The organism is Nitrosospira briensis C-128, from assembly GCF_000619905.2.
Classification (GTDB): domain Bacteria; phylum Pseudomonadota; class Gammaproteobacteria; order Burkholderiales; family Nitrosomonadaceae; genus Nitrosospira; species Nitrosospira briensis.
Genome location: NZ_CP012371.1, coordinates 1,839,901 through 1,863,718 on the forward strand (window position 1 = coordinate 1,839,901; position 23,818 = coordinate 1,863,718).

At 52.4% G+C, this 23,818-nt stretch carries 19 protein-coding genes; 15 read left to right on the forward strand and 4 right to left on the reverse strand.

The features are described from left to right. Positions 1-153 precede the first annotated feature (153 nt). A complete protein-coding gene (gene ppc, locus F822_RS08410; RefSeq protein ID WP_231623601.1) occupies positions 154-2,880 on the reverse strand; it encodes a phosphoenolpyruvate carboxylase in 2,727 nt (908 codons plus the stop codon). 206 nt (positions 2,881-3,086) lie between these two features. On the opposite strand from ppc, the gene hemC reads away from it, so the two are divergent. The 4 genes from hemC to F822_RS08430 are packed head-to-tail and all read left to right on the forward strand — an operon-like array spanning position 3,087 to position 7,109. Then, complete coding sequence (hemC, locus tag F822_RS08415) at positions 3,087-4,055, forward strand: hydroxymethylbilane synthase (RefSeq protein ID WP_025041796.1); 969 nt, start codon at positions 3,087-3,089, stop codon at positions 4,053-4,055. Continuing rightward, positions 4,052-4,855, forward strand: coding sequence for a uroporphyrinogen-III synthase (locus F822_RS08420; RefSeq protein WP_025041795.1), 804 nt, complete (start codon positions 4,052-4,054; stop codon positions 4,853-4,855). Before hemC ends, F822_RS08420 begins: the two co-directional genes overlap by 4 nt. Continuing rightward, positions 4,852-5,901 (forward strand): uroporphyrinogen-III C-methyltransferase, encoded by a 1,050-nt coding sequence (locus F822_RS08425; protein ID WP_025041794.1) that lies wholly within the window; start codon positions 4,852-4,854, stop codon positions 5,899-5,901. The genes F822_RS08420 and F822_RS08425 overlap by 4 nt, the downstream gene beginning before the upstream one ends. Next, positions 5,898-7,109 (forward strand): heme biosynthesis HemY N-terminal domain-containing protein, encoded by a 1,212-nt coding sequence (locus F822_RS08430; protein ID WP_025041793.1) that lies wholly within the window; start codon positions 5,898-5,900, stop codon positions 7,107-7,109. The genes F822_RS08425 and F822_RS08430 overlap by 4 nt, the downstream gene beginning before the upstream one ends. A 117-nt stretch (positions 7,110-7,226) precedes the next feature. Here the strand turns inward: F822_RS08430 and F822_RS08435 are convergent, their stop codons facing one another. Beyond that, positions 7,227-8,267, reverse strand: a complete 1,041-nt coding sequence (locus tag F822_RS08435) for a CDP-6-deoxy-delta-3,4-glucoseen reductase (protein ID WP_025041792.1) — start codon at positions 8,265-8,267, stop codon at positions 7,227-7,229. A 54-nt stretch (positions 8,268-8,321) separates the two neighbouring features. Here F822_RS08435 and F822_RS08440 point away from each other — a divergent pair, with 54 nt between their 5' ends. The 4 genes from F822_RS08440 to F822_RS08455 all read left to right on the forward strand — a co-directional run bounded on the left by F822_RS08440 (position 8,322) and on the right by F822_RS08455 (position 12,227). Then, complete coding sequence (locus F822_RS08440; protein WP_036576561.1) at positions 8,322-9,230, forward strand: SDR family oxidoreductase; 909 nt, start codon at positions 8,322-8,324, stop codon at positions 9,228-9,230. Positions 9,231-9,282: 52 nt separating this feature from the next. Further along, a complete protein-coding gene (cutA, locus tag F822_RS08445) occupies positions 9,283-9,615 on the forward strand; it encodes a divalent-cation tolerance protein CutA (protein WP_025041790.1) in 333 nt (110 codons plus the stop codon). Between the two features lie 11 nt (positions 9,616-9,626). After that, positions 9,627-11,567, forward strand: a complete 1,941-nt coding sequence (gene dsbD / locus F822_RS08450; protein WP_025041789.1) for a protein-disulfide reductase DsbD — start codon at positions 9,627-9,629, stop codon at positions 11,565-11,567. Between the two features lie 105 nt (positions 11,568-11,672). After that, the gene (locus F822_RS08455; RefSeq protein WP_025041788.1) at positions 11,673-12,227 is read left to right on the forward strand and encodes a TlpA family protein disulfide reductase; all 555 of its coding nucleotides are present in this window, start codon (positions 11,673-11,675) and stop codon (positions 12,225-12,227) included. Between the two features lie 96 nt (positions 12,228-12,323). Here the strand turns inward: F822_RS08455 and F822_RS08460 are convergent, their stop codons facing one another. Then, positions 12,324-13,298 (reverse strand): sulfite exporter TauE/SafE family protein, encoded by a 975-nt coding sequence (locus tag F822_RS08460; RefSeq protein WP_025041787.1) that lies wholly within the window; start codon positions 13,296-13,298, stop codon positions 12,324-12,326. A gap of 162 nt (positions 13,299-13,460) precedes the next feature. Here F822_RS08460 and F822_RS08465 point away from each other — a divergent pair, with 162 nt between their 5' ends. Then, the gene (locus tag F822_RS08465; protein WP_025041786.1) at positions 13,461-13,835 is read left to right on the forward strand and encodes a DUF2784 domain-containing protein; all 375 of its coding nucleotides are present in this window, start codon (positions 13,461-13,463) and stop codon (positions 13,833-13,835) included. A gap of 131 nt (positions 13,836-13,966) precedes the next feature. Then, positions 13,967-17,095: a DUF748 domain-containing protein gene (locus F822_RS08470; RefSeq protein ID WP_025041785.1), complete on the forward strand. Its 3,129-nt coding sequence runs from the start codon at positions 13,967-13,969 to the stop codon at positions 17,093-17,095. Between the two features lie 87 nt (positions 17,096-17,182). Here F822_RS08470 and F822_RS08475 read toward each other — a convergent pair whose 3' ends face one another. Next, positions 17,183-19,024 carry an OprO/OprP family phosphate-selective porin gene (locus tag F822_RS08475; RefSeq protein ID WP_231623433.1) on the reverse strand — a complete coding sequence of 614 codons (1,842 nt, stop codon included), beginning with the start codon at positions 19,022-19,024 and terminating at the stop codon, positions 17,183-17,185. Between the two features lie 163 nt (positions 19,025-19,187). On the opposite strand from F822_RS08475, the gene F822_RS08480 reads away from it, so the two are divergent. From F822_RS08480 to F822_RS08500, 5 genes are all read left to right on the forward strand, one after another. Then, positions 19,188-19,445, forward strand: a complete 258-nt coding sequence (locus F822_RS08480) for a DUF2024 family protein (protein ID WP_025041783.1) — start codon at positions 19,188-19,190, stop codon at positions 19,443-19,445. Between the two features lie 78 nt (positions 19,446-19,523). Continuing rightward, entirely contained in the window at positions 19,524-20,315 is a 792-nt protein-coding gene (locus tag F822_RS08485; protein WP_025041782.1) for a S1 family peptidase, read from the forward strand. A gap of 222 nt (positions 20,316-20,537) precedes the next feature. After that, positions 20,538-21,017, forward strand: a complete 480-nt coding sequence (locus tag F822_RS08490) for a response regulator (protein ID WP_025041781.1) — start codon at positions 20,538-20,540, stop codon at positions 21,015-21,017. A gap of 78 nt (positions 21,018-21,095) precedes the next feature. Beyond that, on the forward strand, positions 21,096-21,707 hold the full coding sequence (locus F822_RS08495) for a LuxR C-terminal-related transcriptional regulator (RefSeq protein WP_269430534.1): 612 nt from the start codon (positions 21,096-21,098) through the stop codon (positions 21,705-21,707). 712 nt (positions 21,708-22,419) lie between these two features. After that, positions 22,420-23,817, forward strand: coding sequence for a TIGR03013 family XrtA/PEP-CTERM system glycosyltransferase (locus F822_RS08500; protein WP_025041779.1), 1,398 nt, complete (start codon positions 22,420-22,422; stop codon positions 23,815-23,817). The last annotated feature ends 1 nt before the right edge of the window (position 23,818 follow it).

The window sequence follows — 23,818 nt, forward strand, 5'->3', positions numbered from 1 at the left end:
GTTCGAACTATCCAGTACAGCGACCGTTCGGAAGTCGTAACGAATGCACGGGTTTCAGCACGTCAAAGCCGGGGTGAGGCTTATACGGCGCGGCAACCACTGTTTTCATCACGAGACATGATTTGCCGGAGTCCGGTAATGCCGTAAATGAGCTTATCCGCTGTTTCTCAGCCCTGCGGCCACGCCATTGATAGTGAGTTGTATTGCACGCTTCACGGCATCGGTCGCATCGCCCGAACGATAACGCCGCAACAGTTCTACCTGCAGATGATTGAGCGGATCGATATACGGTGTGCGGTTACGAATACTGCGAGCAAGTGTAGGGTTATCCTGCAGCAACTCAGTGCGGCCGGTGACTGCGAAAAGCCACTTCACGCTGAGATCCCATTCTTTCTGTATGCGCCCAAAAACTTCTTCACGCAAGTTGATATCGGTAACCAGCTCAGCATAACGCGATGCAATGCCCATATCGGTCTTGGCGAGCACCATATCCATATTGGATAACATGGTTTGCAGGAATGGCCAGGTACTATGCATTTCCTGCAGAAAACCCAGCCCTTTTTTGCCTCGACCCTGGCGCTGGACAAACATTTCCACCGCCGTGCCAAAACCGTACCAACCCGTAATCATGGCGCGATTGACACCCCAGCTGAACGTCCAGGGTATCGCGCGCAAATCTTCTATACGATCGGATTGGGTGCGTGATGGCGGACGGCTGCCAATATTAAGTCCGGCGATTTCCCTGATCGGCGTCGATTCCTGGAAATAGCGCTTGAACCCCGGAGTTTCGTATACAAGGTTGCGATAAGCGGTGAGTGCATCGTGCGCGAGTATTTCCATGGTATTGTGATACTCGGCAGCGCGTTTACCAAGCGGATCGCGGCTCAGCAATGTAGCCTCAAGCGTCGCGGCAACCAGCGTTTCAAGATTTCGCCGCCCGATTTCCGGATCGGCATATTTGCTGCCGATGACTTCGCCTTGCTCGGTGATGCGTATCTGACCATTCACGCTCGCCGGTGGCTGGGCTAATATTGCCTGATAGCTCGGGCCACCGCCACGTCCAACCGTGCCGCCACGCCCATGAAAGAGGCGCAGTTCAACCTTGTGCCTGGCAAAAATCTTCGTCAATTCGGTTTCAGCCTTGTAAAGCTCCCAGTTGGCCGCGAGAAAACCTCCATCCTTGTTGCTGTCGGAATAACCCAGCATCACCTCTTGTACATTGCCGCGCGAATCCAGGAGCTTGCGGTAATATGGCAGCGAAAATAACTCGTCCATAACGGCGCCACAGCCGCGCAAGTCCGCGATAGTTTCGAACAACGGAACGATATTGAGATGCAGGTGCGGCTTTTCGCCGGGTTGCAAAAGACCTGCTTCCTTGAGTAGCAGCGCGACCTCCAGTATGTCGGAAACGCCGTCGGTTTTGGAAATGACATAATTTGGCAACGCGGCGCGACCAAAGCGCCGGTGAATTTCCGTTGCCGTTTGTGCCATGCACAGTTCGCTCTGGGCAAGTTCGGAGTATTCCAGATAAGGTGAGCGCAAGAGACGAGGGCTGCTGATTTCGGTCAGCAGCCACTGCACCCGTTCCGTCTCGGTCAATTCGGAATAATTCCGGTCACGTGCACAATGTCCGAGCAATTCCGCAACGACCTGCTCATGTATGCCACTATGCTGGCGCATATCCAGCGACGCGAGATGAAAGCCGAACACCTCCGCTGCGCGCCGCAGATGACGCAGATCGCCACGCGCCAATAATTCGGATTTGTGCTGCTTGAGCGACTGAATGACGATATCAAGATCCTTGATGAATTCCGTGCTTTTTGCGTAGGGTGCAGCAGGTCCAACCGGTCGCCGCTGCCTGATTACATGACCAAGGCCCTGGCTGGTAGCAGCGAGTCGCGCATAGATACCGATCAATGCGCGGCGGTAAGGCTCATCCGCACGGCTGGGGGCTCGGTCAGGCGATGCCTCGGCCAACGCCGCCAAGGCGTCATCCACATCCACGAGGCGCTCGGTCAGGCTTAACCTGCGGCCTATCCGATGTACTTCACCCATATAAAAATCCAATGCCAGCGCCGACTGTCTCTCAGACGCATGGAGCATGACTTCATGGGTGACGAAAGGATTGCCGTCGCGATCACCGCCTATCCAGCTACCGATGCGAAGAAACGGGGGAATACGGGGCGCATCTGCACCCATTCCACTTTCCAGCAAATCCTCCATTTCCGCATACAGGCGCGGTACCTCGGTGAGAAAAGTATAGTGATAATAGGCAAGACCATTATTGATCTCGTCATAAACGGAGAGACGCGCCGAACGCAGGATACGGGTCTGCCATAATATCTGGATGGCACAACGCAACTCCTCTTCGTTATTGCGCAGTTCATCCGGCGTAAGCTGCATTCGATCACGCTCGTTTAAAAGATGCGCAATAGCCAGGTGGCAGTCCAGTATGCTTCGGCGTTGCACTTCAGTCGGATGCGCGGTCAAAACCGGGGAAATCAATGCCTTATCGAAGAATCGGGCCAGGGCGACGCCATTCGTTTCGCTGGAGATGATCCTCTTCAGCGCGAGTGCCACGCTGCCTGCCTGCGGCGGCGACCCGTCAAGAAGATAGCTGCGGCGGCGGCGATTGTGATGCATATCCTCGGCAATGTTCGAAAGCTGCGAGAATTGGCTGAATGCACGAACTACCGCTTCCGTCGCCTTGTTGCTCAACTGATTGAGCATCACGTCCAGTTCGTGCCGCGCCTCCAGGTCCTGCTCCCGTCGGAATCGAATCGCGGTCTGGCGAATATTCTCGACAAGATCAAAAGTAGGTTCGCCTTCCTGCTCACGCAGGGTATCGCCCAACATACGGCCAAGCAGGCGGATATCCATGCGAAGGGGATCATCCTTGGGCCTGTCGTTATCGATGATGTCATTTTTTTCAAGGCTTCCGCTCGGGGAAGCAAGGGATGTCATAACGCTACCTCTTCTTGAACGCAGATACGAGCTGATGGCGGGTGCACTTCAATCCGGCTTGGAGCTTGGCATGCTAAAATAAACGCCGGCAGTAATTCCCTAATTTTCTCACCGTAATAATAATGCTTAATTCATCATCCATACCCTCACAAATCATTATCGCGACCCGTGAAAGCGCTCTCGCCTTGTGGCAGGCACATTTTATTCGAGCACGGCTGGCGAAATTATACCCGCAAATAGAATGCGAAATACTTGGGATGACCACTAGGGGGGATCAGATACTCGACATATCCCTCTCGAAGATCGGCGGCAAGGGGTTGTTCATAAAAGAACTGGAACAGGCGCTGGAGGACCGCCGGGCAGATATCGCTGTGCATTCGATGAAAGATGTGCCGATGGACATGCCGGCAGGATATGCGCTGGCAGCTATAGCTGAACGCGAAGATCCGCGTGATGCTTTCGTTTCCAATCAATACGCCGGCCTCGACGCACTCCCGCCGGGCAGCGTGGTGGGAACTTCGAGCCTGCGGCGTGAAAGCCAGTTGCGCGCGCGCTTTCCGCATTTGCAGGTGCAGCCGTTGCGGGGCAACGTTCAGACTCGCTTGCGCAAGCTGGATGAGGGAAAGTTTGCGGCGATCATTCTCGCAGCTGCAGGTTTAAAACGGCTGGGGCTGGCTGATCGCATTACTGCATTGCTAAGTCCGGAAGTGAGTTTGCCGGCGGTGGGGCAGGGCGCTTTGGGAATCGAATGCCGGTCGGATCGAACCGACTTGATCAAATTGATGGAACCTCTGCATCATCTTCCGACCGCTCAGTGCGTTGAAGCGGAACGCGCCATGAGCCGTGCTTTGGGAGGAAGCTGCGAAGTTCCGCTGGGTGGTTTTGCAGAAATAAACCGGGGTGTCCTGCGGTTGCGCGGTTTCGTCGCCAGCCAGGATGGATCACGCGTGATAAGCGATGAACTGAGCGGCAATCCCGGGACGGGTACGGTAATGGGCGCACAACTGGCACAGAATCTGAAAGCACGTGGCGCGCAAGAAATCCTGACGGCACTCGAATCGCAAACGACTGAACCCGTGAGCCATCCGTGACCGGACCACTGGCCGGGATCGACATCCTGGTTACACGTCCGGCGCATCAGGCTGGCGAGCTTGCTGACAGGATACGCTTGGCGGGCGGTAATCCTGTTTTGTTTCCGGTGCTCGAGATCCTCGATATCCCGAATCTGAATCCATTACTGGACTTGATCGATCGGCTCGATGAATTCGATATTGCAGTTTTTATCAGCCCCAACGCCGTTGCCAAGGCAATGAGCCTCATCAGCGCAAAACGGACGCTGCCTGTCAAGTTAAAAATAGTCGCTGTTGGCCAGGGCACTACGAAGGAACTGGGAAACTTCGGCGTCACCGGGGTAATCGCGCCGGCTTTGCGCTTCGATAGCGAGGCTTTGCTTGATCTGCCGCTCTTGAGGCAGGTGAAAGGCAAGCGCATCGTAATTTTTCGCGGCGACAAGGGGCGTGAATTGCTTGCGGAAAGTTTGTCGAAGCGAGGCGCTGTCCTCGAATACGCGGAATGCTACCGTCGTGTCATGCCGAAACCGGATACTGCCCCGTCGCTGAGCGCGTGGACAAATGCCCAGATGAAGGCGATTACCATAACCAGCAGCGAAGGATTGCGCAATTTATGCGAAATGGTGGGCGAAACGGGCGGAGCATGGCTTAAGAAAACGCCTTTGTTCGTTTCTCATGTGCGTATAGCCCAAGCCGCGGCAAATCTCGGGTTCGCCCATGTCGTTCTAACCAATGCTGGAGATGATGGATTGCTGGAGGGTCTGCTGAATTATTTTCGGCCAGAAACCACCACAGAGATTCCTGGTCCGGAAAAACAATGAGCGCGGAAAAACAACCCGGCAAGACCGAAAAACCTCGGGAAGTGCGCAAGAGGTTGGCCTTGCGCATCCCCCCGCTCTTGATTTTTGTCATAATCCTCGTGCCCATTATCGCGCTGCAATGGTATGACACTCGTAGCCAGATCGGAGGATTGCAGCATGAGCTGGCGAAGCGGCTGGCCGAAGCCGATGCTTCGGGAAAGGAGTCGCGCAATATTGTAGTGGAGGCGGCCGAGGCAGGACGCCGGACCGAAACAAAGCTCGGTTTGCTCGAATCAAGGCTCGCGGAATCGCAAAACCAGCAGTTGGCGCTTGAGGCGCTGTACCAGGAACTTACGCGTAATCGCGATGAGGCAACGCTGGAAGAAGTGGAACAACTGCTGCTCATCGCCAATCAGCAGCTTCAGCTTGCAAGTAACGTAAAAGCAGCCCTGATCGCGATGCAAGAGGCCGATGCCCGGCTGCAGCGCCTTGACCGTCCACAGTTGTCTTCCCTCCGTAAGGTTCTGTCAACGGATATGGATCTTCTCAAGGCGGCGCCATATGTGGATACAGTAGGCGTCAGTATACGCCTGGACAATCTCGCCGCTTCGGTCGATGCATTGCCTTTGGCAATGGAACTTCGCCCGCCCGAACCCGGCACTTCCCAGCCCCGGATTCCAGTAACCGAGAATATGTGGCTCCGGTTCCTGCACGAAGCGTGGGAGGACATCAAGCGCCTGGTACGGATTCAGCACATGGATAAGCCGGATATTGCCCTGTTATCGCCATCACAGGCTTATTTTTTGAGGGAAAATCTGAAGCTGCGTCTTTTGTCGGCGCGGCATGCGCTTCTGGCTCGCGACGGAACGAGCTTCAAGGCGGATATCGATGCATCCATGGACTGGATAGGCCGGTATTACGACAACAGCTCGAGGTCTGTCGTCAACATGCTTGAAACCCTGCGCCAGCTGCGAGAAAGTGAAATTGGTATTGAGCTGCCACGTATTTCCGCGAGTCTCGACGCAGTGCGCAACTATCGTCTCGCCCGTGATCGGGGAAATAGATGAAGGGAGCGCTCTGGCTTCTGGCGTTGTTCCTGATTGCGGTAGCGGTAACACTTGCGGCCAGATACAACAGCGGTTATGTACTGGTAGTGGCTCAGCCTTATCGCATCGAGCTATCGCTCAATTTACTGGCAGCGTTGCTGCTGGTAATATTTTTTATCGCCTATTTCGTAGTGCGGTTGGCTGTCGTTACTTTCAGGTTGCCGGCGGAAGTGAGCGGATTTCGTCTCCGCCGGCGTCGCGAAAAAGCACGAATGATGATGCTGGATGGGCTCCGAGCCTTCTTCGAAGGCCGTTATGCCAAGGCTGAGAAAGCTTCCGCAGCCGTTCTGGAATTGAAAGAACCTCCCTCCGTCAGCGCGCTCAACGCAATGGTTGCGGCCCGTTCCGCGCACGAGCTGAGAAAGTATTCTCGTCGTGATGAGCTCATTGCAATGGCAAAAACGAGCGCACCGAAAGAAATGACCTTGCTGCTAATGACGCAAGCCGAGTTGCTGCTGGATGAACATCGGCCCGAAGAAGCGCTAAAAATATTGCATTCTCTTCCTCATACCGGGGCGGGCAAGCATACCGCGGCGTTGCGGCTGGAACTGAGAGCGCAGCAGCGATCAAAAAATTGGGACGCCGTACTGGATCTGCTCGGGCAACTGGACCAGCGTAATGCCGTTGACAAGACCGTGATGAAGCAACTACGGCTGCAGGCGCGCATGGAAAGTCTCAAAAGCAGGATGCTGAATCCGCAGGCGCTGAAGGAATATTGGCAGAATATATCTTCGGTCGACAAGAAAGACAGCAAATTAGCTGCTGCCGCAGCGCGGGCTTATGCAGCGATGGGCGATTGTGTCACAGCTCATCAGATTATCGAGGAGAGTTTAAATGCCCAGTGGGATTCCGAATTAGCCGGATTATATGCGAAATGTCTGGGAAGCGACGCCATCAGCCAAATCGAGCACGCCGAAGCGTGGCTCGAATCTCATCCAAATGACGCCTGCCTGCTGCTGGCGCTGGGCAAGCTTTGCGTTTATTGCGAGCTTTGGGGCAAAGCGCAAAGCTATCTGGAGGCAAGCCTGTCGGTGGACCCGGATTATCCCGCTCATCTTGCATTGGCGCAGTTGAACGAGAAACTCGGACGGCTCGAACTGGCAAGGGACCACTACAGCAAGGGATTGGAACTTGCATTGTGGCGACTGGACGCGCTAGAGCAGGAGTAACTCGGAAATGGATCGGCCGCAGGGTCCGATTGGTTTCATTCCAGCCCGCTGTATGTCAAAAGATAATTGTCTTATGCCGTACAACGGCGGATTGCCGGGTGAGGGCGGGTAAAAAGTTCAGGATCGGGGTTCGCGTGGCGAAACAGTGAATGCGTCGGAAAAGAATTCCTCTTCCGGAAGACTGCGCAGCGTCGTGAAATCCTTGTGGGCGGCTTCAACCATTGCCGGTGTTCCGCAAGCGTATACCTGATACCCGGCGAGGTTGTCAAAATCCTGCAGCACGGCCTGATGCACCAGGCCGGTCCTTCCGCTCCAGTTATCGGAAGGCAGTGCCTCGGATAACACCGGAATAAACGTAAAGTTGTCATGCTCCCGCTGCCAGTTTCCCGCCATGTCCGCCATATATAGATCGGCCTTCGTACGGTTACCCCAATAAAGCACGATCTGTCGTTCATTGGCGCGCAGATATTGTACGTGGAAGATATGCTCGAGTATGCTTTTGACCGGGGCGAAACCCGTGCCGCTGGCAACGAATAGGATCGGTTTGTCTGAATCTTCGCGCAGAAAGAATGTGCCGAGCGGCCCCTCAAAGCGCAAAATATCCTTTTCTTTCATCTTGGTGAACACGTGCTCGGCGAACGTACCCCCCCGATAGTTGCGCACGTGCAATTGGAGCAATTCGTCGTCATGAGGCGCGTTGGCCAGCGAAAAACTCCGGCGCTTGCCATCTTTCATGAGAATATCAATATATTGCCCAGCAAGAAATTGCAACCGCTCGTTAGTTGGCAGCTTCAGGGAAATAACCATTACATCAGGTGCGACTCGCGCCAGTTGCTGGACACGGCACGGCAGTATTTTGACTTTGATATCTTTTATCGCCCCAATTTCCCGACATTCAATTATAAGTTCCGATAGCGGCACGGCACAACAAAACAATGCCATTCCAGACTGTTTCTCCATTTCGGTTAACGCACTTTCGTTATAACTGCCGAAATCTACCTTTCCCTGTATGATTTTGCCCTTGCAAGTCCCACAGGCACCGTTTCGGCAGCCATAAGGAAGCGGAAAACCTTCACGAAGCGCAGCTTGCAGCACGGTTTCGCCGGGTTGAGCGAAAAAGACGTGTCCGCTCGGCTTGATAGTGATTTGATGCGGCATCTGGTTACAAATGAGTCGATAAAGACAGATTAACTGACGGCAAAGAAGATGAACATGACGAAACGGACGCTTTTATTTATTGGTTGCGGCGACATTGCCTTGCGCACAGCGCCCCTGTTACAGGCGCACTACCGGCTACTGGGCTTGCATCGGAGACCTGAGAGCCGCGCCGCATTACGTTTGCATGGGATTACGCCCGTGTCCGGGAATCTCGATATACCGGGCAGCCTTGCCAAACTGGCGGGAATGGCTCATGCAGTTGTTCACCTGGCCCCGCCACCGAGCCGTGGCCAACGAGACACCCGCACCGCAAACCTCCTGGCAGCGCTGACAAAGCGGCCAAAGATGAAGGGGGCAATGTTACCACAACGTCTTGTCTACATCAGTACCAGCGGTGTGTACGGTGATTGCAACGGCGCGCTGGTGGATGAAACCCGTTTGATAAATCCTCAAACCGCGCGCGCGGTGCGTCGTGCCGATGCGGAGACGCAGGTGCGCTATTGGGGACTGCGCAATGGCGTGAGTGTTTCAATCCTTCGCGTGCCTGGGATTTATGCCGGCGATCGCTTGCCGCTGGCCCGGTTGCATGAGCGCGCGCCAGCGTTATTGCCGGAAGAGGATAGCTATACGAACCACATACACGCCGACGACCTCGCCCGCATTATCTCCGCAGCGTTGCACTACGCAAAACCAGGCAGGATTTATCATGCCTGTGACGACTCGAGACTGAAGATGGGAGAATACTTCGATCTCGTGGCGGACCGGTTCGATCTGCCGCGGCCGCCGCGTATCTCCCGGACCGAAGCGGAAAGTTTTATATCCCCAGGTATGCTATCGTTCATGCAAGAATCGCGGCGGCTGGCAAATGTCCGTATAAAGCACGAGTTGCGCGTAAACCTTCGCTATCCCACCGTGGTCGAGTGTTTCGCGCCGAGCGCAGCAAGTACTTCGGAAAATGGGTAAAATCCGGTCTACGGATGATTTTAGTGCCACCAGCACAATCAGCACAATCGCAATGGAGCCCATACTCGTCGTTACCAATTTGCCCGATCAGGCGAGCGCCATGGCCCTTGCCCGCCAACTGGTCGATGAACGGTTGGCGGCCTGCGTTAACGTGCTTGATGGATGCACTTCTGTCTACCGCTGGCAGGGGAAAAACGAAAGTACCCGCGAAGTGCCGATCTTCATTAAAACTCTTGCGCAGCATTATGCGCGGCTGGAGCAGGTGATAAACGCCATGCACCCTTACGAACTACCCGAAATCATTGCTGTCCCAATAAGCAACGGATTGCCTGCTTATTTGAAGTGGATCGCGGACGAAACCTCGGTCTCGGACACAATTGATTAGAACGGATTGCCATGCGCCTGAGTCAATATTTTTTGTTGTTGCTGTGTTTATGCAGTATCAATAGCTTCGCAGAGGAGAGGAAGCCTTTTGGTTTTCTTTCAGGCTTGCAGCAGCTTGGCTCGGGTTTTGAGCAGAATGAACAGGAATTGCTTCCGCCGGATCAGGCTTTCAAATTGACGGTCAAGGTCCGGGATGCAAATACGCTGGTAGCCCAATTCGAACCGGCAAAAAACTATTATCTTTATAAAGACAAGGTTGCGTTCAAGCCGCAGGATGCCGGGACGTCGATCGAAAAAATCTCGCTGCCGCCGGGATCAATAAAAAGCGATGTTACTTTCGGGCAGGTAGAAGTTTTTCACCAGCCATTCGAAGCATTGATTTCCCTGAAACGCGACGCATCGTCAACCGGTAAACTGACTCTCGTCGCTACCTATCAGGGCTGCAATGAGCCGGTAGGCGTTTGCTATGCGCCTATCAATAAGGTAATCGAACTGACGCTGCCGGTGGCGAAAGCCGCCGCCGGCGCAGTGGCCGATGCCATGAGTAGCCCCGCAGTGGCGGCACCATCGGCCGCTTTGAAGCCGGATGCGGCCGCAGAGCTGTTCCCGTCCGCAGGATCACCTGCCATCGAGACGGAATCGAACCGAATAGAGCGGATGTTCGAAAGCGGTAATTTTTGGCTGATTCTGACCGGTTTCTTTGGTATCGGCCTGCTGCTCTCGTTTACTCCCTGCGTATTTCCGATGTTCCCGATTCTGTCCGGCATCATCGCCAGGGGCGGTGCAAATGTCACCAAGACTCACGGATTTCTCTTGTCGCTCGCCTACGTCATGGGGATGGCGATTACATACGCCATCGCCGGCGTGGCGGCGGGGCTTTCGGGCGCAATGCTCTCCGCGGCTTTACAAAATGCCTGGGTGCTGGGCACGTTCGCACTGGTCTTTATAACGCTTGCTCTGTCCATGTTCGGTTTTTATGAGCTGCAATTACCTTCCTTTCTCCAGAGTAAGCTTTCCGAGGAAGCGGGGCATTTAAAAGGCGGGCATCTGACCAGTGTATTTGGCATGGGGGCATTATCGGCATTGATTGTCGGGCCGTGTGTGGCTGCTCCGCTGGCTGGGGCACTGCTTTATATCAGCCAGACCCGCGACATCGTGCTGGGTGGATCGGCGCTGTTCGTCATGGCCTTGGGCATGGGGGTTCCGCTGTTGATATTGGGTGCCTCCGCAGGGGCAATTTTGCCAAAAGCGGGCCCATGGATGGAATCGATCAAGCAATTTTTTGGCGTATTGCTGCTGGGAGTTGCAATATGGCTGATATCGCCGGTCATTTCCGCAGTTGTGCATATGCTGCTGTGGGCGGCCTTATTGATCATCTCGGCCATCTATCTTCACGCGGTTGATCCATTGCGTCCAGGTGCTTCCGGTCTCCAGAAGCTTCTGAAGGGCCTGGGCATGATTGCATTGCTGACCGGGATTGCATTGCTGGTTGGGGTTTTGTCCGGCAGCCGCGATATTTTACAGCCCCTCTCAAAGATAAGTATTGCTGCGGTTGATGCATCCGGGAAAAAACAGGATGTCGCGCAAACGGATCATTTGCCCTTTCAGAGAGTGAAGTCGGTTGCCGAATTTGAGCGGCATGTCCTTCAGTCCAGGAACAAATACGTGATGGTGGATTTCTCAGCGGACTGGTGCATTTCCTGCAAGGAAATGGAGCGCTTCACGTTTTCCGATTCACAGGTACAGTCCCGCCTGAAAGATGTGGTACTGTTGCAGGTCGATGTTACCGACGGGACGCCAGATGACATGGCGTTGCTCAAACGCTTCAAGCTTTTCGGCCCTCCCGGTATTCTGTTCCTTGATCGGGAAGGGCGCGAGGTTCCGGGTATCAGGCTCATAGGATATCAGGACAAGGAAAGCTTTCTGAAGATACTCAACGCAATCCTGGTCTAGCCGTTTCAGAAACGGTTCAACTCATTTGAATGCCATCACTTCGAGTTCGAGAGAGGAGGCGTTCGCCAATTGCCGGCAAGCGGTATATTTTGGACTAACGATTAAATGACGAAATTGCAACAGGCATTATTGTATACAGGTGTCGCAGTACTTGCAGTGACTGCCGGATTTCTGCTGCGTGGTCAGTTGATGAGCAGCGATGCCCAGTCTGGAGCAACTGACGCTGCGGTGGCGAGTAGAGGAGCCGAAGCGATATTTGCCGCAAGCTTGCCTGATTTGCAGGACGAAAGTCAGGCAATATCACAGTGGCGCGGTAAAGTGATGGTAGTTAATTTCTGGGCAAGCTGGTGCGAACCCTGTCGCCAGGAAATTCCCGAGTTCATTGAACTCCAGGAAAAATTCAGGGAAAACGGCCTGGTTTTTATCGGCATTGCAGTGGATCAGAAAGAAAGAGCGGCCGCATTCAGCAAAGAGATCGGTATAAATTATCCCGTGCTAGTGGGAGATATGAAAGCGATGGCACTGGCGGAGGCAGCGGGAAATCGCCAGGGAGCGCTGCCTTTTACGGTCGTTATCGATCGTAACGGAAAAATTATCGGTACGAAATTGGGTCGTCTCAGTCAGGAAAAACTTGAATCCATGTTCAAGCCCTTGCTGTAGAACGGCAGCTTCCTCTGTTCGCCGAAGCTATTGAGTTTTAGCGAAATGATAACGTTTCCATTTGCTGCGGGAAGCGAGACGTCCTGATTCTGAGCTTTATCCTAGCGCCCGGTAGAGATTATAGGAGCTCATGATGACAATCAACGTTCCCACCAGTATCAGTAAAGTTCGTGCATGGAGTTTCTTGCACAGCACTGCCGCAAACGGAGCGGCAAACAAGCCGCCGAATACCAGCCCTATAATGATGGACCACGTATTGGTTTCCATCAGCAATGTAAAAACCGCGGCACCCGTCAGCGTCAGAAAAAATTCAGCGAAATTGACCGAACCGATGGTCGTACGGGGATCGTTTCCTGAGCTGACCAAAGTGGATGTCACCACCGGTCCCCATCCGCCTCCACCCGCCGCATCGACGAATCCGCCAAACAATGCCAATTTTCCGACATGCCTCGGGGAGTCCTTGCGCAAACGCAGCGGGCGAAACGCTTTACTGAGTATGTATAACCCCAGCAGCAGCAAATAAGTGGAAATATACGGCTTGAATATGGTGCCGTCGACCTGGGTAACCAGTACCGCGCCTAATATGCCGCCGAGAATGCCAGGCACCAGCAAACGTACAAATAATTCCTTATTTACATTGCCGAATTTGACATGGGAGATACCCGAAACCCCAGTGGTGAAAATCTCCGCGATATGAACGCTGGCGCTGGCCGCTCCCGGCGTTGCTCCTGTAGCCAACAGAAATGTAGTGGCGGTCACGCCATAAGCCATGCCCAACGCGCCATCCACCACCTGTGCGAGAAACCCGACCATCACCGCAGTCCAGAAAAGCCTGCCGCTGACTGTCTCGCCAATGATTTGCCAACCGCCAAACCAGTTATTGGAAATAAAAAAGCGGCCTGTCAAAAACAGGACCAACGCAATCAACACGGCAACAATAAACCATACGCCGGCTTTGAGGAGAGGATGGGCGCCAGGATGAGAGATGGGTTCCTCGACAGGAGGAAGCCCAAATTGCTGGTGTTCCGTGTTTATTGGATTTCGCGTCAGATCCAGGTTGCGAATCTTCATAAGTCCGGTGCCTCTGCCTCTTCAATTTGCGCACTATACCGACATGAGCAAATATGCAGAAATAACCTAATGGAATATGGTTATGCTTTTGCTTTTACAGGTATGGCCGCAAATAAGCACCGAGCCTTGAAAATACCGAGCCACGAGAATATGGAATAGTGCGTGTTAGCCGATATCGTTCTTATCGTTCATTTCCTGTTCGTGTTGTTTGTTGTCGGCAGCCTGCCGTTGATATGGATAGGCCAATGGATGAGACTGGATTTTGTGCGAAATCTCCGGTTTCGGCTTGCGCACATGGCCGCCATCCTGTTCGTGGTAGTCGAGGCTTTCGTCGGCATGGTATGTCCGCTTACGTTATTGGAAGACAGGCTGCGTGGAGCGGAAAGCGGCGGTAATTTCATCCAGCGCTGGCTGCACCGCATACTTTTCTATGATGTGCCGGAATGGATGCTGACAATGATTTATATACTTTTTGCGATTCTGGTCATCATTACTTTCAAGTTGCTTCCGCCACGTCCTCGCAAACGTCACCCATGAGCCTGGTCCAGGTTTACTGCAATAATTGACCGGACTTTACGTGCAGGGTAAAGTTGGCGAGGAAGATTGATCCAACTCTTAAAATCCGCGCAATTGCTGCCCAGATTGCCTCTCAGGATAAACGCGCCACCATGACCCCGATAACGCTGCTGCACCGTTTCAAAAGCCACCGACGCCTGGTTATCGGTCTGGGCAGTTTAGTTGCCATCATTGTGCTATTCGGGCTGCTCGGTTATTTCTGGCTGCCGGGGTACGCCAAGACGAAGCTTGAAACCTTGTTGACAGAAGCCGTGCATCGTCCTGTGACAGTGCAGTCAATCGACATTCAACCCTATACGCTGGAATTAACCGTGCGCGGTTTTCGCGTGGGTGAAAAGGAGACGGATGTCGATGCGGAGAAGGCACTTTTTTCCGTTGACGAACTGTACGTCAATCTTAGCGCTGCTTCGATTGCGCGGCGTGCGCCGGTGATCAGTTCCGTATCAATAAAAGCGCCAGCGCTGCGTCTGGTTCGCGAAGACGAAAACCGCTTCAATATCACGGACCTGATAGAAGACTTCATGAATAAGCCGGAGGAGGGCGGTAAAACCATGTTTTCGGTGAGTAATATCGTCATTGACGGCGGCCACTTCGAATTCGTCGATCGGCTCAAGAAAAGCCATCAGGACATATCCGAGATTACTGTTGGGATACCCTTCATTGCGAATTTTGAAAATGACGAGGAAAGCTGGGTGGAACCGCACTTCAGCGCCAAGATCAATGGCGCTCCGCTCACTCTGGGAGGAAAGCTGCGTCCCTTCACGCAAAATCGGGAAGCCACACTCGAACTCAAGCTCAAAGACGTCGATTTGACGCGAATAGACGAATATTCGCCCGTCCCACTCGGCATCAGCCTCTTGTCCGGCTATTTTGATAGCGACTTATTGCTGACGTTTACCCAGGTCGATGGGCAAGCGCCAAATATGGTATTGACGGGCCAAGCCGCGCTGCGGAAGTTTGAGATAGAGAATCGCGCGGTGGAAGTGCCCTATACCGCGAAACTCGAGCAGCTCGACCTTAAATTGACCGAGATCAATCTGAACGGGCTGAAGCCTTCACATATTGCACTGGCGTTGGCTGAAGTCGCGTTAATTCGCAAGGGAGATCCGGAACCAGTCCTGAGCCTGCCCAAGCTAAACCTGGATAAGGTCGCGATCGATACCGGGCGCCAGAGTGTCGCGCTGGGTGCGTTGACGCTCGATCACTTCAAGGGTTCTATGCGTCGTGAAGCGGATGGCCGGCTCGATCTCGTCAAGTTTTTTTCCGCACCGCCGGGCAAAGCGGAGTCGAAACCGGAGGCGACCCCTGCCACCACGAAGAAAAGCAAGCCATGGACCGCTCAGCTTGGCAGCTTGCAATTGATAGCCGCGGCACTGCGCTTTGAAGATCGCACGCTGCCAAACGTGGTGCCGATGGTCGTCAATCCTCTGGATTTAACCCTATCCAATATCGACTTGAACGGTGCAACACCGCTCAAGCTGGCATTGAAGGCCGAGGTAAATAAAAACGGGAGCCTCGAGACAAATGGGTCCTTGGCATGGGCGCCGTTGATGGCTGATCTTGCTATAAATGCCAAGAATATTGATCTTGTCGCGCTGCAAGGCTGGGCTGGCGATCAGTGGAATGCCTTGCTGACGAGTGGTTCGATATCCTTCGATGGCAACGTCAAGGCCGATGGGTCACCGCTGAAAGTGGCACTGAACGGCGAAAGCCGTTTCACCAATTTTAACGTTCTACAAAAGACAAACATGGCGGATCTTTTGCGATGGCGAAGCCTCGATATCGGCGGCATACAGTTCGTCAGTGATCCGCTTCGTGTCGATATCAAGTCGATTGCGATTGCCGACTTCCTCGCTCACGTGTTGCTTACTCCGCAAGGAGAACTCAATTTCAAACATATCGCCGTTCAAAACGATGGCGGAGAACGATTCGGGCAAACAGCCCCGATTACGCCGCCTGTAGCGCAACAGCAAGCAACTTCCAACGTCGCCGCAAAGACCGTTTCGGAGAATTCTTCCAAATCATCGACCAAGAAGCCTCTGCCTGTTTATATCGGTCGTATTGTAATGACCGGAGGCAACGTTAATTTCCATGACCAGTTCATCAAACCCAACTACCGCGCCAAGCTGACGGGACTTGCCGGCCGTGTTGGTCCCCTTGATCCGCGGAAGCCCGGTGAAATCGATATCCGCGGAGCGGTGGACAAAACCGCACCGCTAAGAATCGTGGGCAAGGTCAATACCCTTGGCAATGAACTTTTCCTCGACCTCACGGCGAGCGCGAAGGGGATCGATATGCCGACCTTCAGTCCCTATTCCGGTAAGTACATCGGTTACGCAATCGAAAAAGGCAAGCTTTCGGTTGATATACATTATCACGTTGAAAAAGGGGAGTTGACAGCGGAAAACAACGTTTTCCTCGATCAATTAACCCTTGGCGAAAAAGTCGAAAGCCCGGATGCGCTGTCGATCCCGGTGAGTCTGGCGCTGGCGTTATTGAAAAACCAGCGAGGAGAAATCGATGTTCACCTGCCGATAAGCGGCTCCATCAATGATCCGGAATTCAGCATAGGCGGGTTGATCGTCAAGGTCTTCATTAATTTGATTACAAAAGCTGCGACCGCGCCTTTTGCTATGCTGGGTTCGCTCTTCGGTGGCGAAGAGTTATCGGAGATAGATTTTTCGCCGGGTTATGCGCAGGTTACGCCTGAAGCCGAAAAACGTCTTGAATTATTATCCAAGGCGTTGATAGACCGGCCCGCACTCAAACTCGAGATTACAGGCCGAGCCGATCCAGCACATGATCCGGATGCCTTGAAGCGCATGATACTTGAGCGTACCGTAAAAGCGCAGAAGCTATCGGAAAGCGTCAAAAAAGGAGAAACGGTCGCATCGCTCGATGACGTTGAGCTCAAGCCCGATGAGTATGAAAAATACCTGACGGTGATCTATAAGGATTCGAAATTCGCGAAGCCGAAAAATATGATTGGTCTTTCGAAGAGCCTGCCAGTACCGGAAATGGAGCAGTTGATGCTGGCAAATATCGATGCTGGAGATAGCGAAATGCGCGAACTTGCCGAGCTTCGGGCCGAAGCCGCGCGGGACTGGCTCGTTGGGCAAGGCGGTGTTCCAAACGAGCGAGTATTTGTGCTTGCGCCGAAAGTCGAGCCGGAAGCCAGTAGCCAGAAATCGGGAAGCCGGGCAGAATTCTCGCTCAAGTAAATGCTGCCCAGCCATGGCCGCGAAGATTCCCGAAAATTACCCGGAAATCTTCGCGGCCATGTTGTCTTCGACCTATACCCTGCTGCCTTAAAACTCGACTTGAACCTGTGTCAAGAAAGAACTCAGGTCAGCCTTGTTAAAACCGGCGGTACGAGGAATGGCGGATCCTGCCGTGTTCACATTTAGAACGTGAACAATGTTGTTCTGTATTTTAATATTGGGGTGAGGGTACCAGTTCAGGGCGAACCGCACCATGTCGGCTTGCCCCCCCTTGATTACTCCGCTGTTCAAGTTGATATAATCATAACCGGCGGCGACTTCCCAAGCTCCCCAGCCTGAACCGTTCCATTGAAAATTCTGCCTGGGTTTTATTCGGTTCGCCGCACCATTTTTGACATGGTAGGCTTTGGATTCGCCGGTTAAAAAGTAACTGGCAAAACCATAGTAGCCGGTAAAATGCTCGTTGTCATAACCGAGCCCATTTATATTCGTTCGCAAATATTCTCCTTGAGCCGAGAATGGACCATGTACCAGCCAGCCCTCCGCGCCAAAGCGGTCGTAACTGTCTATTCGGCGCGAACCGGGTGCACCCTTGTTTCCTACGCTCAAGTTGCCGGTATTCAGCATATTGGTGCGATCTACGTTGGTTCCCGGAAAGGCAAAGAATGCCATCCCGCCCCCTCCCCCAGTTTGATTCGGGCCGACATTAATTGTGCCATTCGCCTGGTATTGGGTGTTGACAGCGGTGTGCCCAGCTGAAATTCCCACATGCAGGAATCTGGTTTCATCTTCCATCCACGGCCGGCCTGTTATCCGGCCGATGCCTTCCCAGCCGGAATCGCCTGAACCATTGTTGCGGCTAACGTTGCCTGCGGTATTAACCGAGGTGGAAGCGGCGGACCAGGCGCCGATGGGTTCGGTCTGAAAAGCGACCCCAAACTGAAAACGCGGTACCGCATAATTGATCCCTAGACCGGTTTTGTAGGTATTTGGGTTATCGACAAACGAGTTGACGGACATATGACGTTCGATGAACGTAAGATAGCGGTTACTGGCCGCTTCTTCCAGGCTGAAGGGTTCTTTAAATGAACCAACCTTGATTGAAAACGGCTTGGTCACGTTCAGCCGCGTGTAAGCGTCAGTAATGCCCGACGCCACAGAGCCGTTACCTCGACTGAAGTCATACTCGAATTTGTAATCCCAGAGCTTGAAAAAAGTACCTTCAACGCCAAGGCGAGCACGGCGGAGCGTTGCGCCGCTATTCAATTCGTTTGGCAGGTTGCTGCCGGTAGCGGGCAAAACATCGTTGATGAAATTGTATTGTGAAGCTACCTGCATCCGCCCATTGATCGCAAATGTAAAATTGCCGTCTTTACTTGCAAAGTGCGGCGCACTATCAATAAATTCGATGTGAGCATTTTCTGTTTCCTTGACGCGTTCTTCGAGCGACGCGATATCACTGGCAAGACGCGCTCCCATCATCTTTGATTTTAATTCTATATCTCTGCGGACCGCGGTTAAATCAGCTGTTTCCGTTTTTTCCGCTGCTATGGCGCTGGTATTATCTGCTGTCCTATTAGTCGTGTTATTCGGAGTTTTATCTGCTGTTTTAGGCGTGTCTTCTTTCACGAAAGAACCTATATGGACGCGACCAGGTCCAGGTTTGGCGTAAAGCTGCTCGGTCTTGGTATCGACATAGAGATCAATGGCAAGTGCGGCGGTGGATAGGCTTGAGCCTAAAATGGCTGTGATTGCCAGCGTAAGTCTGGATAATTTCATTTGTTTTTTCTCATCCCGGTTATTTATCAAAACCGGTTGCGAGAGTACTGCAGGAAAATGTCCGTTTAATTGCAGTTTTGTAACAGTTTCATGACAAAGATGATGCGTTTGGAGAGAGGAGGGGAAATGACTTGAGATAAGCGAGTCCATGGCCTATTAAATGGATGGAGGACCGCAACGCTTTATTCCGGCAGACCACCCTGCGTTCCACTTTTCTTGTTGCCGTGATAGTCTATGTGCTGAGTTACTTGAACTATCAGGTAAACCGCCTCAAACTTCCCTTAAGATCCGTTAAACATTAGAGAGGAAAACAATGGAAATTCATGTATACGACACCTACGTCAAGGCGAAAGACGGTCACACCATGCACTTCGACGTATTTACCGGCGTAAAAGACGACAAAAAAGCAATCGAGTATGCGAAACAGTGGTTAACCTCGATCGGCGAAGGCGACGCGACGGTTACCAGTAAAGAGTGCAGCTTTTGCCACAGCCAAAGCGCGCCGCCAAATGTCACCGACGCAATCAACAAGGATGGGTATTTCATTTACAAGATGGAAGGGTGCGGGTGAGCATTTCGCACCTGAGAAGAAATGGAATGAGCATCAAGGAAGCATGCCGGTGAAAGCCGTCGATGAATTTCAAAGACGATGAATACCCGGCGCGCTTTACTGGCCTTCATCACTGGCTGTATGAAAAGCCTGGGTATTTTCGGGCTTATGTTTGGTTCTTCGCTATGGGGTAGCGAGCTCGTCAAAACTATCGAACAGGTCAAACCCTCGATAGTTGGAATCGGAACTGTTCAGATGACCCGGTCCCCCCCCGTCAATTTCCTGGGGACCGGCTTTGTGCTGGACGATGGCCTTCACGTGGTTACCAATGCCCATGTTGTTCCAGAAGTCCTGGATATTGCGAACAAGGAGTCCTACGTCGTGATTACAGGCAAGGGCAAGCAGCCGGAACTTCGGGTTGCCACTATCGTTGCCATCGACAAAGATCATGATCTGGCGCTGCTGAAAATCAGCGGCGCCGCTTTACCCACCATGAAGCTTGGAGACGCAGAAAAAGTTCGGGAAGGGCAGGATCTGATTTTTACGGGATTCCCGATCGGGATGGTCCTGGGATTTTATCCGGTTACTCATCGTGCCATGGTTTCTTCAATAACGCCCATCATTTTGCCCGCACACAATTCGAGGCAGCTTAACGCGAAGATGATCGGCCAGTTGCAGAAATCTGCTTATGCAGTATTTCAGCTTGACGGTACCGCCTATCCCGGTAGCAGCGGCAGCCCTCTCTACGATCCCGAAACCGGACTGGTATATGGCGTGATCAATATGGTATTTGTAAAGGGTAAAAAGGAGGCCGCGCTCAGTAATCCGAGCGGCATCACGTATGCCATCCCCGGCAATTATATTCGCGAGTTGCTGCAGCAGCGCAAATAACAAAGATAAGCAAGATCCTGTTCAGAAAACGCGTTCGAATCTGTTCCCCGGCACAGCCTGGTCCGTTTGTCACCAAAAGCCAGAGCATAAGCTGGATATCATGCGGAGACGTTGAGAAAAACTTTAGAGTTTGAGCATAATGCAATATCGCTGGAAGCTGACCGCAAATGAAGCTGGGCTACATACCTTTAATACCTGATGACTGAGCTGTAAGGAGGAACGATGCAAATGGTCACCGTGGCAATAGCCGATACGGACCCTGGGCGGCGCATAAAATTAGAACAATACTTGCAAGGCGGGCCGGGCATCAAGGTGCTTGCAAATATCATGCCAGCTAAAAATGATATAAAGCATCAACTCGAGCCCGATACTGCCGTTATACCCATTGACGACGTCGTTGCCAGGATCAGCCAGCTGAAGCCCCGCATCGTTTTTGTCAACCTGGATCAGTCTATCGGTGGAAATTTTGCTTTACTGGAGGCATTGCATCGCGAATGCCCCGAGACGCTCGTATTGTTATTAACCGATAAATCGGTCCGGGAGGAGCAGATAATACAAGCGTTGGCGAATGGTGCGCGCGGGTATTTGAGCCATGAGGCAGACCCATTTTATTTTTTAAAGGCTGTGCATGTCGTTGATCGTGGCGAGATCTGGGTAACACGTAAAATGCTCGGTAAAATTATGGACAAGGTATTGCATTAATCCAGGTTTTGAGGGGAGACATTCTTGATTTTGCTTGCTAGTCAGTTTCAAGACGACCTGTATCGATGGGAGCAGGGGGTGCGGGGTATTGCTCCGGTTTTCTGTTCAACCAATCTGGACTCGCTCAGAGACGAATTGGTGCGCCTGAAACCGCAAATCCTCTTGCTCGATCATGATTTACCAAAACTGGATGGGCCAAACGGAATCGCGGCGCTCATGAAATTGAACCCGGAGACTAAAGTCATTATTTTGAGCTACCCGATTGCCGACGAGATCGAGTGGGCATTATTCAGAACGGGAGTAAGGGGATGTTGCCAGCGCGACGTGAAACCTGAGCAGCTCAAAAGTGCCGTTGTGGCTGTTCAGCAAGGCGAGCTGTGGATTCGAAGATCACATAGCTGGCATCTGCTGAATGAACTTGTGACGATCACGCGGGAAAAGAACAAAATCAAAGAGGCTGTTGGGGAATTACTCGCGAATTTAACCCGACGCGAATATGAAATTGCCACGCTTGTCGGAAATGGTGAAACCAATAAACAAATTGCGCGGCGGCTGGCTATCACGGAGCGTACAGTGAAGGCTCATTTGACCGAGGTCTTCCGCAAGCTGGACATTGCCGATCGACTCAAACTGGCGTTGATTGTGAAGGGCTCCATGTCGTCACATGACTCGACCCGGATCGGCCATTAGCAGCCAGATATTCTCGCTCTCGCGTTTGCTGTTTCATCCTGATCAGGTCACTGCTACAGCGCAGCAAATTCACGGGGATTCAATAAATAATAAGTGTTACGCTTGTACTTGCATCGCTGAGCCTGGGTTCAAAGCATTGTTCCTTTTATAGTTCTCCATTCACTTTCGCTGCGCAAACGCGTAATTGACGAGGTGAATTGCGTCTAGTTCGTACACATCCATGCGGTGCCCAAGCCTTTTCAGTTCCGGAGAAGCATTAACTGTTTAAAACCGCAAAGCACTCCAATTGCTCGTTAGCGTACCAAAGTCCAATTGTTCTTGCCGGCGAACTTGATATGATGCATATAGGACTTGAGTTTGGCTGGCTATGATATTTTCGTAAATTCAGGGCTTATCCGCATCGATTTTGCCGTTACCGGCAGTGCCCGGAACTGAAGGTGTGCTTGATCATTTTGGGATTGTTTAAATAACTCGTCTTTAGAAAAGCCTGCTGCCTTATCCCCCGGCGGCAAGAAACTGCTCAGGTGATCGGTGAACCACCGTTAATAATCTTTTCAACATTTACGGTGCAGCGTAATAATATCAAAGGCACGGCGTGGACATTTTGATCGGAGGCCTGCAAACATTGATTGGAAGTAAACTAGCGGCCTCACTGATCTTCAGTTGAGCGAGGGTGCCCAAGAGCTCACAAGACACCGATAAGGGATGAAAATTGTTTCGGATTTATAACCACTTCATATCCAGAACCGTGATCCTGCTTATCAGTGCTGAAATTCTGGTGCTGATGTTCATGGTATATCTCGGCGCAACTATTCGTTTCTTTGATCATGCTGACCCCTTCCCCTCTTTCTCGTCCTTGTTTCCCGAGGCGGCGACTTTCACCTTTGTCATGATCCTCTGCATGTCCGCCATGGGGTTATATCAACTGGATGCCCGCCTGGATATCAAGGACACCTTATTCCGGCTCATGCCTTCCATGATGCTTGGATTCGGAATAACGACGCTGATTTTTTATTTGCTGCCTGATCTCTATCTTGGCCGCGGCATATTGGGGCTGGTAATGCTTTTTGCTCTGTCCGGGATTCTGCTGACACGAGCGGCTTTTCTTAAATGGTCCAGCCTGGGAATTCTGGAGTCTCGGGCCATCGTATTAGGCATAGGTGGCAAAGCAAAGGAGTTCGTCGAACAGACTAAAGAAAACGAGTCGAGACCCAGGGGATTCAAGATCATTGGTTTTGTCTCGCTGCCGGATGAAGAACTTCATGTGCCAGCTTCTGCCGTTTTGCCGAAGGTGGATTCCTTGGTATCTCTTGCTAATCGCTACGGGGCAGGGGAGATCATTATCGCGATTCAGGAACGTCGGGGCGGGTGTTTTCCTATTCAGGACCTGCTGGAATGCAAGCTGAACGGGATAAAAGTGACCGACTCAGCCGCTTTTTTTGAGCGTGAACGAGGGCAAATTCGAGTGAATACCCTTTACCCGAGCTGGCTGGTTTTTGGCGGCGGATTCGACCAAAGCCTGCTCAGATCCGGTATTAAACGCATTTTCGACTTGGCCGCAAGCGGCGTTCTTCTGGCTGTTACGCTACCTGTAATGTTGATTGCCGCTCTATGCATTCTGTTCGAGGATGGGGGCCCCGTTTTTTACCGGCAGGAAAGGGTTGGAAAGGGCGGAAAAATATTTATGGTTCTGAAATTCCGCAGCATGCGGGCCGATGCGGAGAAGGGAGGAACGCCGCAATGGGCGGCAACGGATGATCCGCGGATAACACGGGTAGGCAGGATTATTCGTAAACTGAGAATCGATGAGCTTCCCCAGATATTGAATGTCTTGAATGGTGACATGAGTTTTGTCGGCCCCCGTCCGGAAAGGCCTTATTTTGTACACCAGCTTTGCATGGAGGTGCCCTATTACAATGTCAGGCACAGTATCAAGCCGGGCATAACCGGGTGGGCCCAAGTGCGCTACCAGTATGGCGCGTCGGTAGAGGACGCCATCGAAAAGCTACAGTACGATCTTTATTATGTGAAGAACCACAGCCTGTTTCTTGATGTAATTATCCTGATAGATACCGTTGAAGTTGTCGTGCTGGGGAAGGGTGGAAGATGAT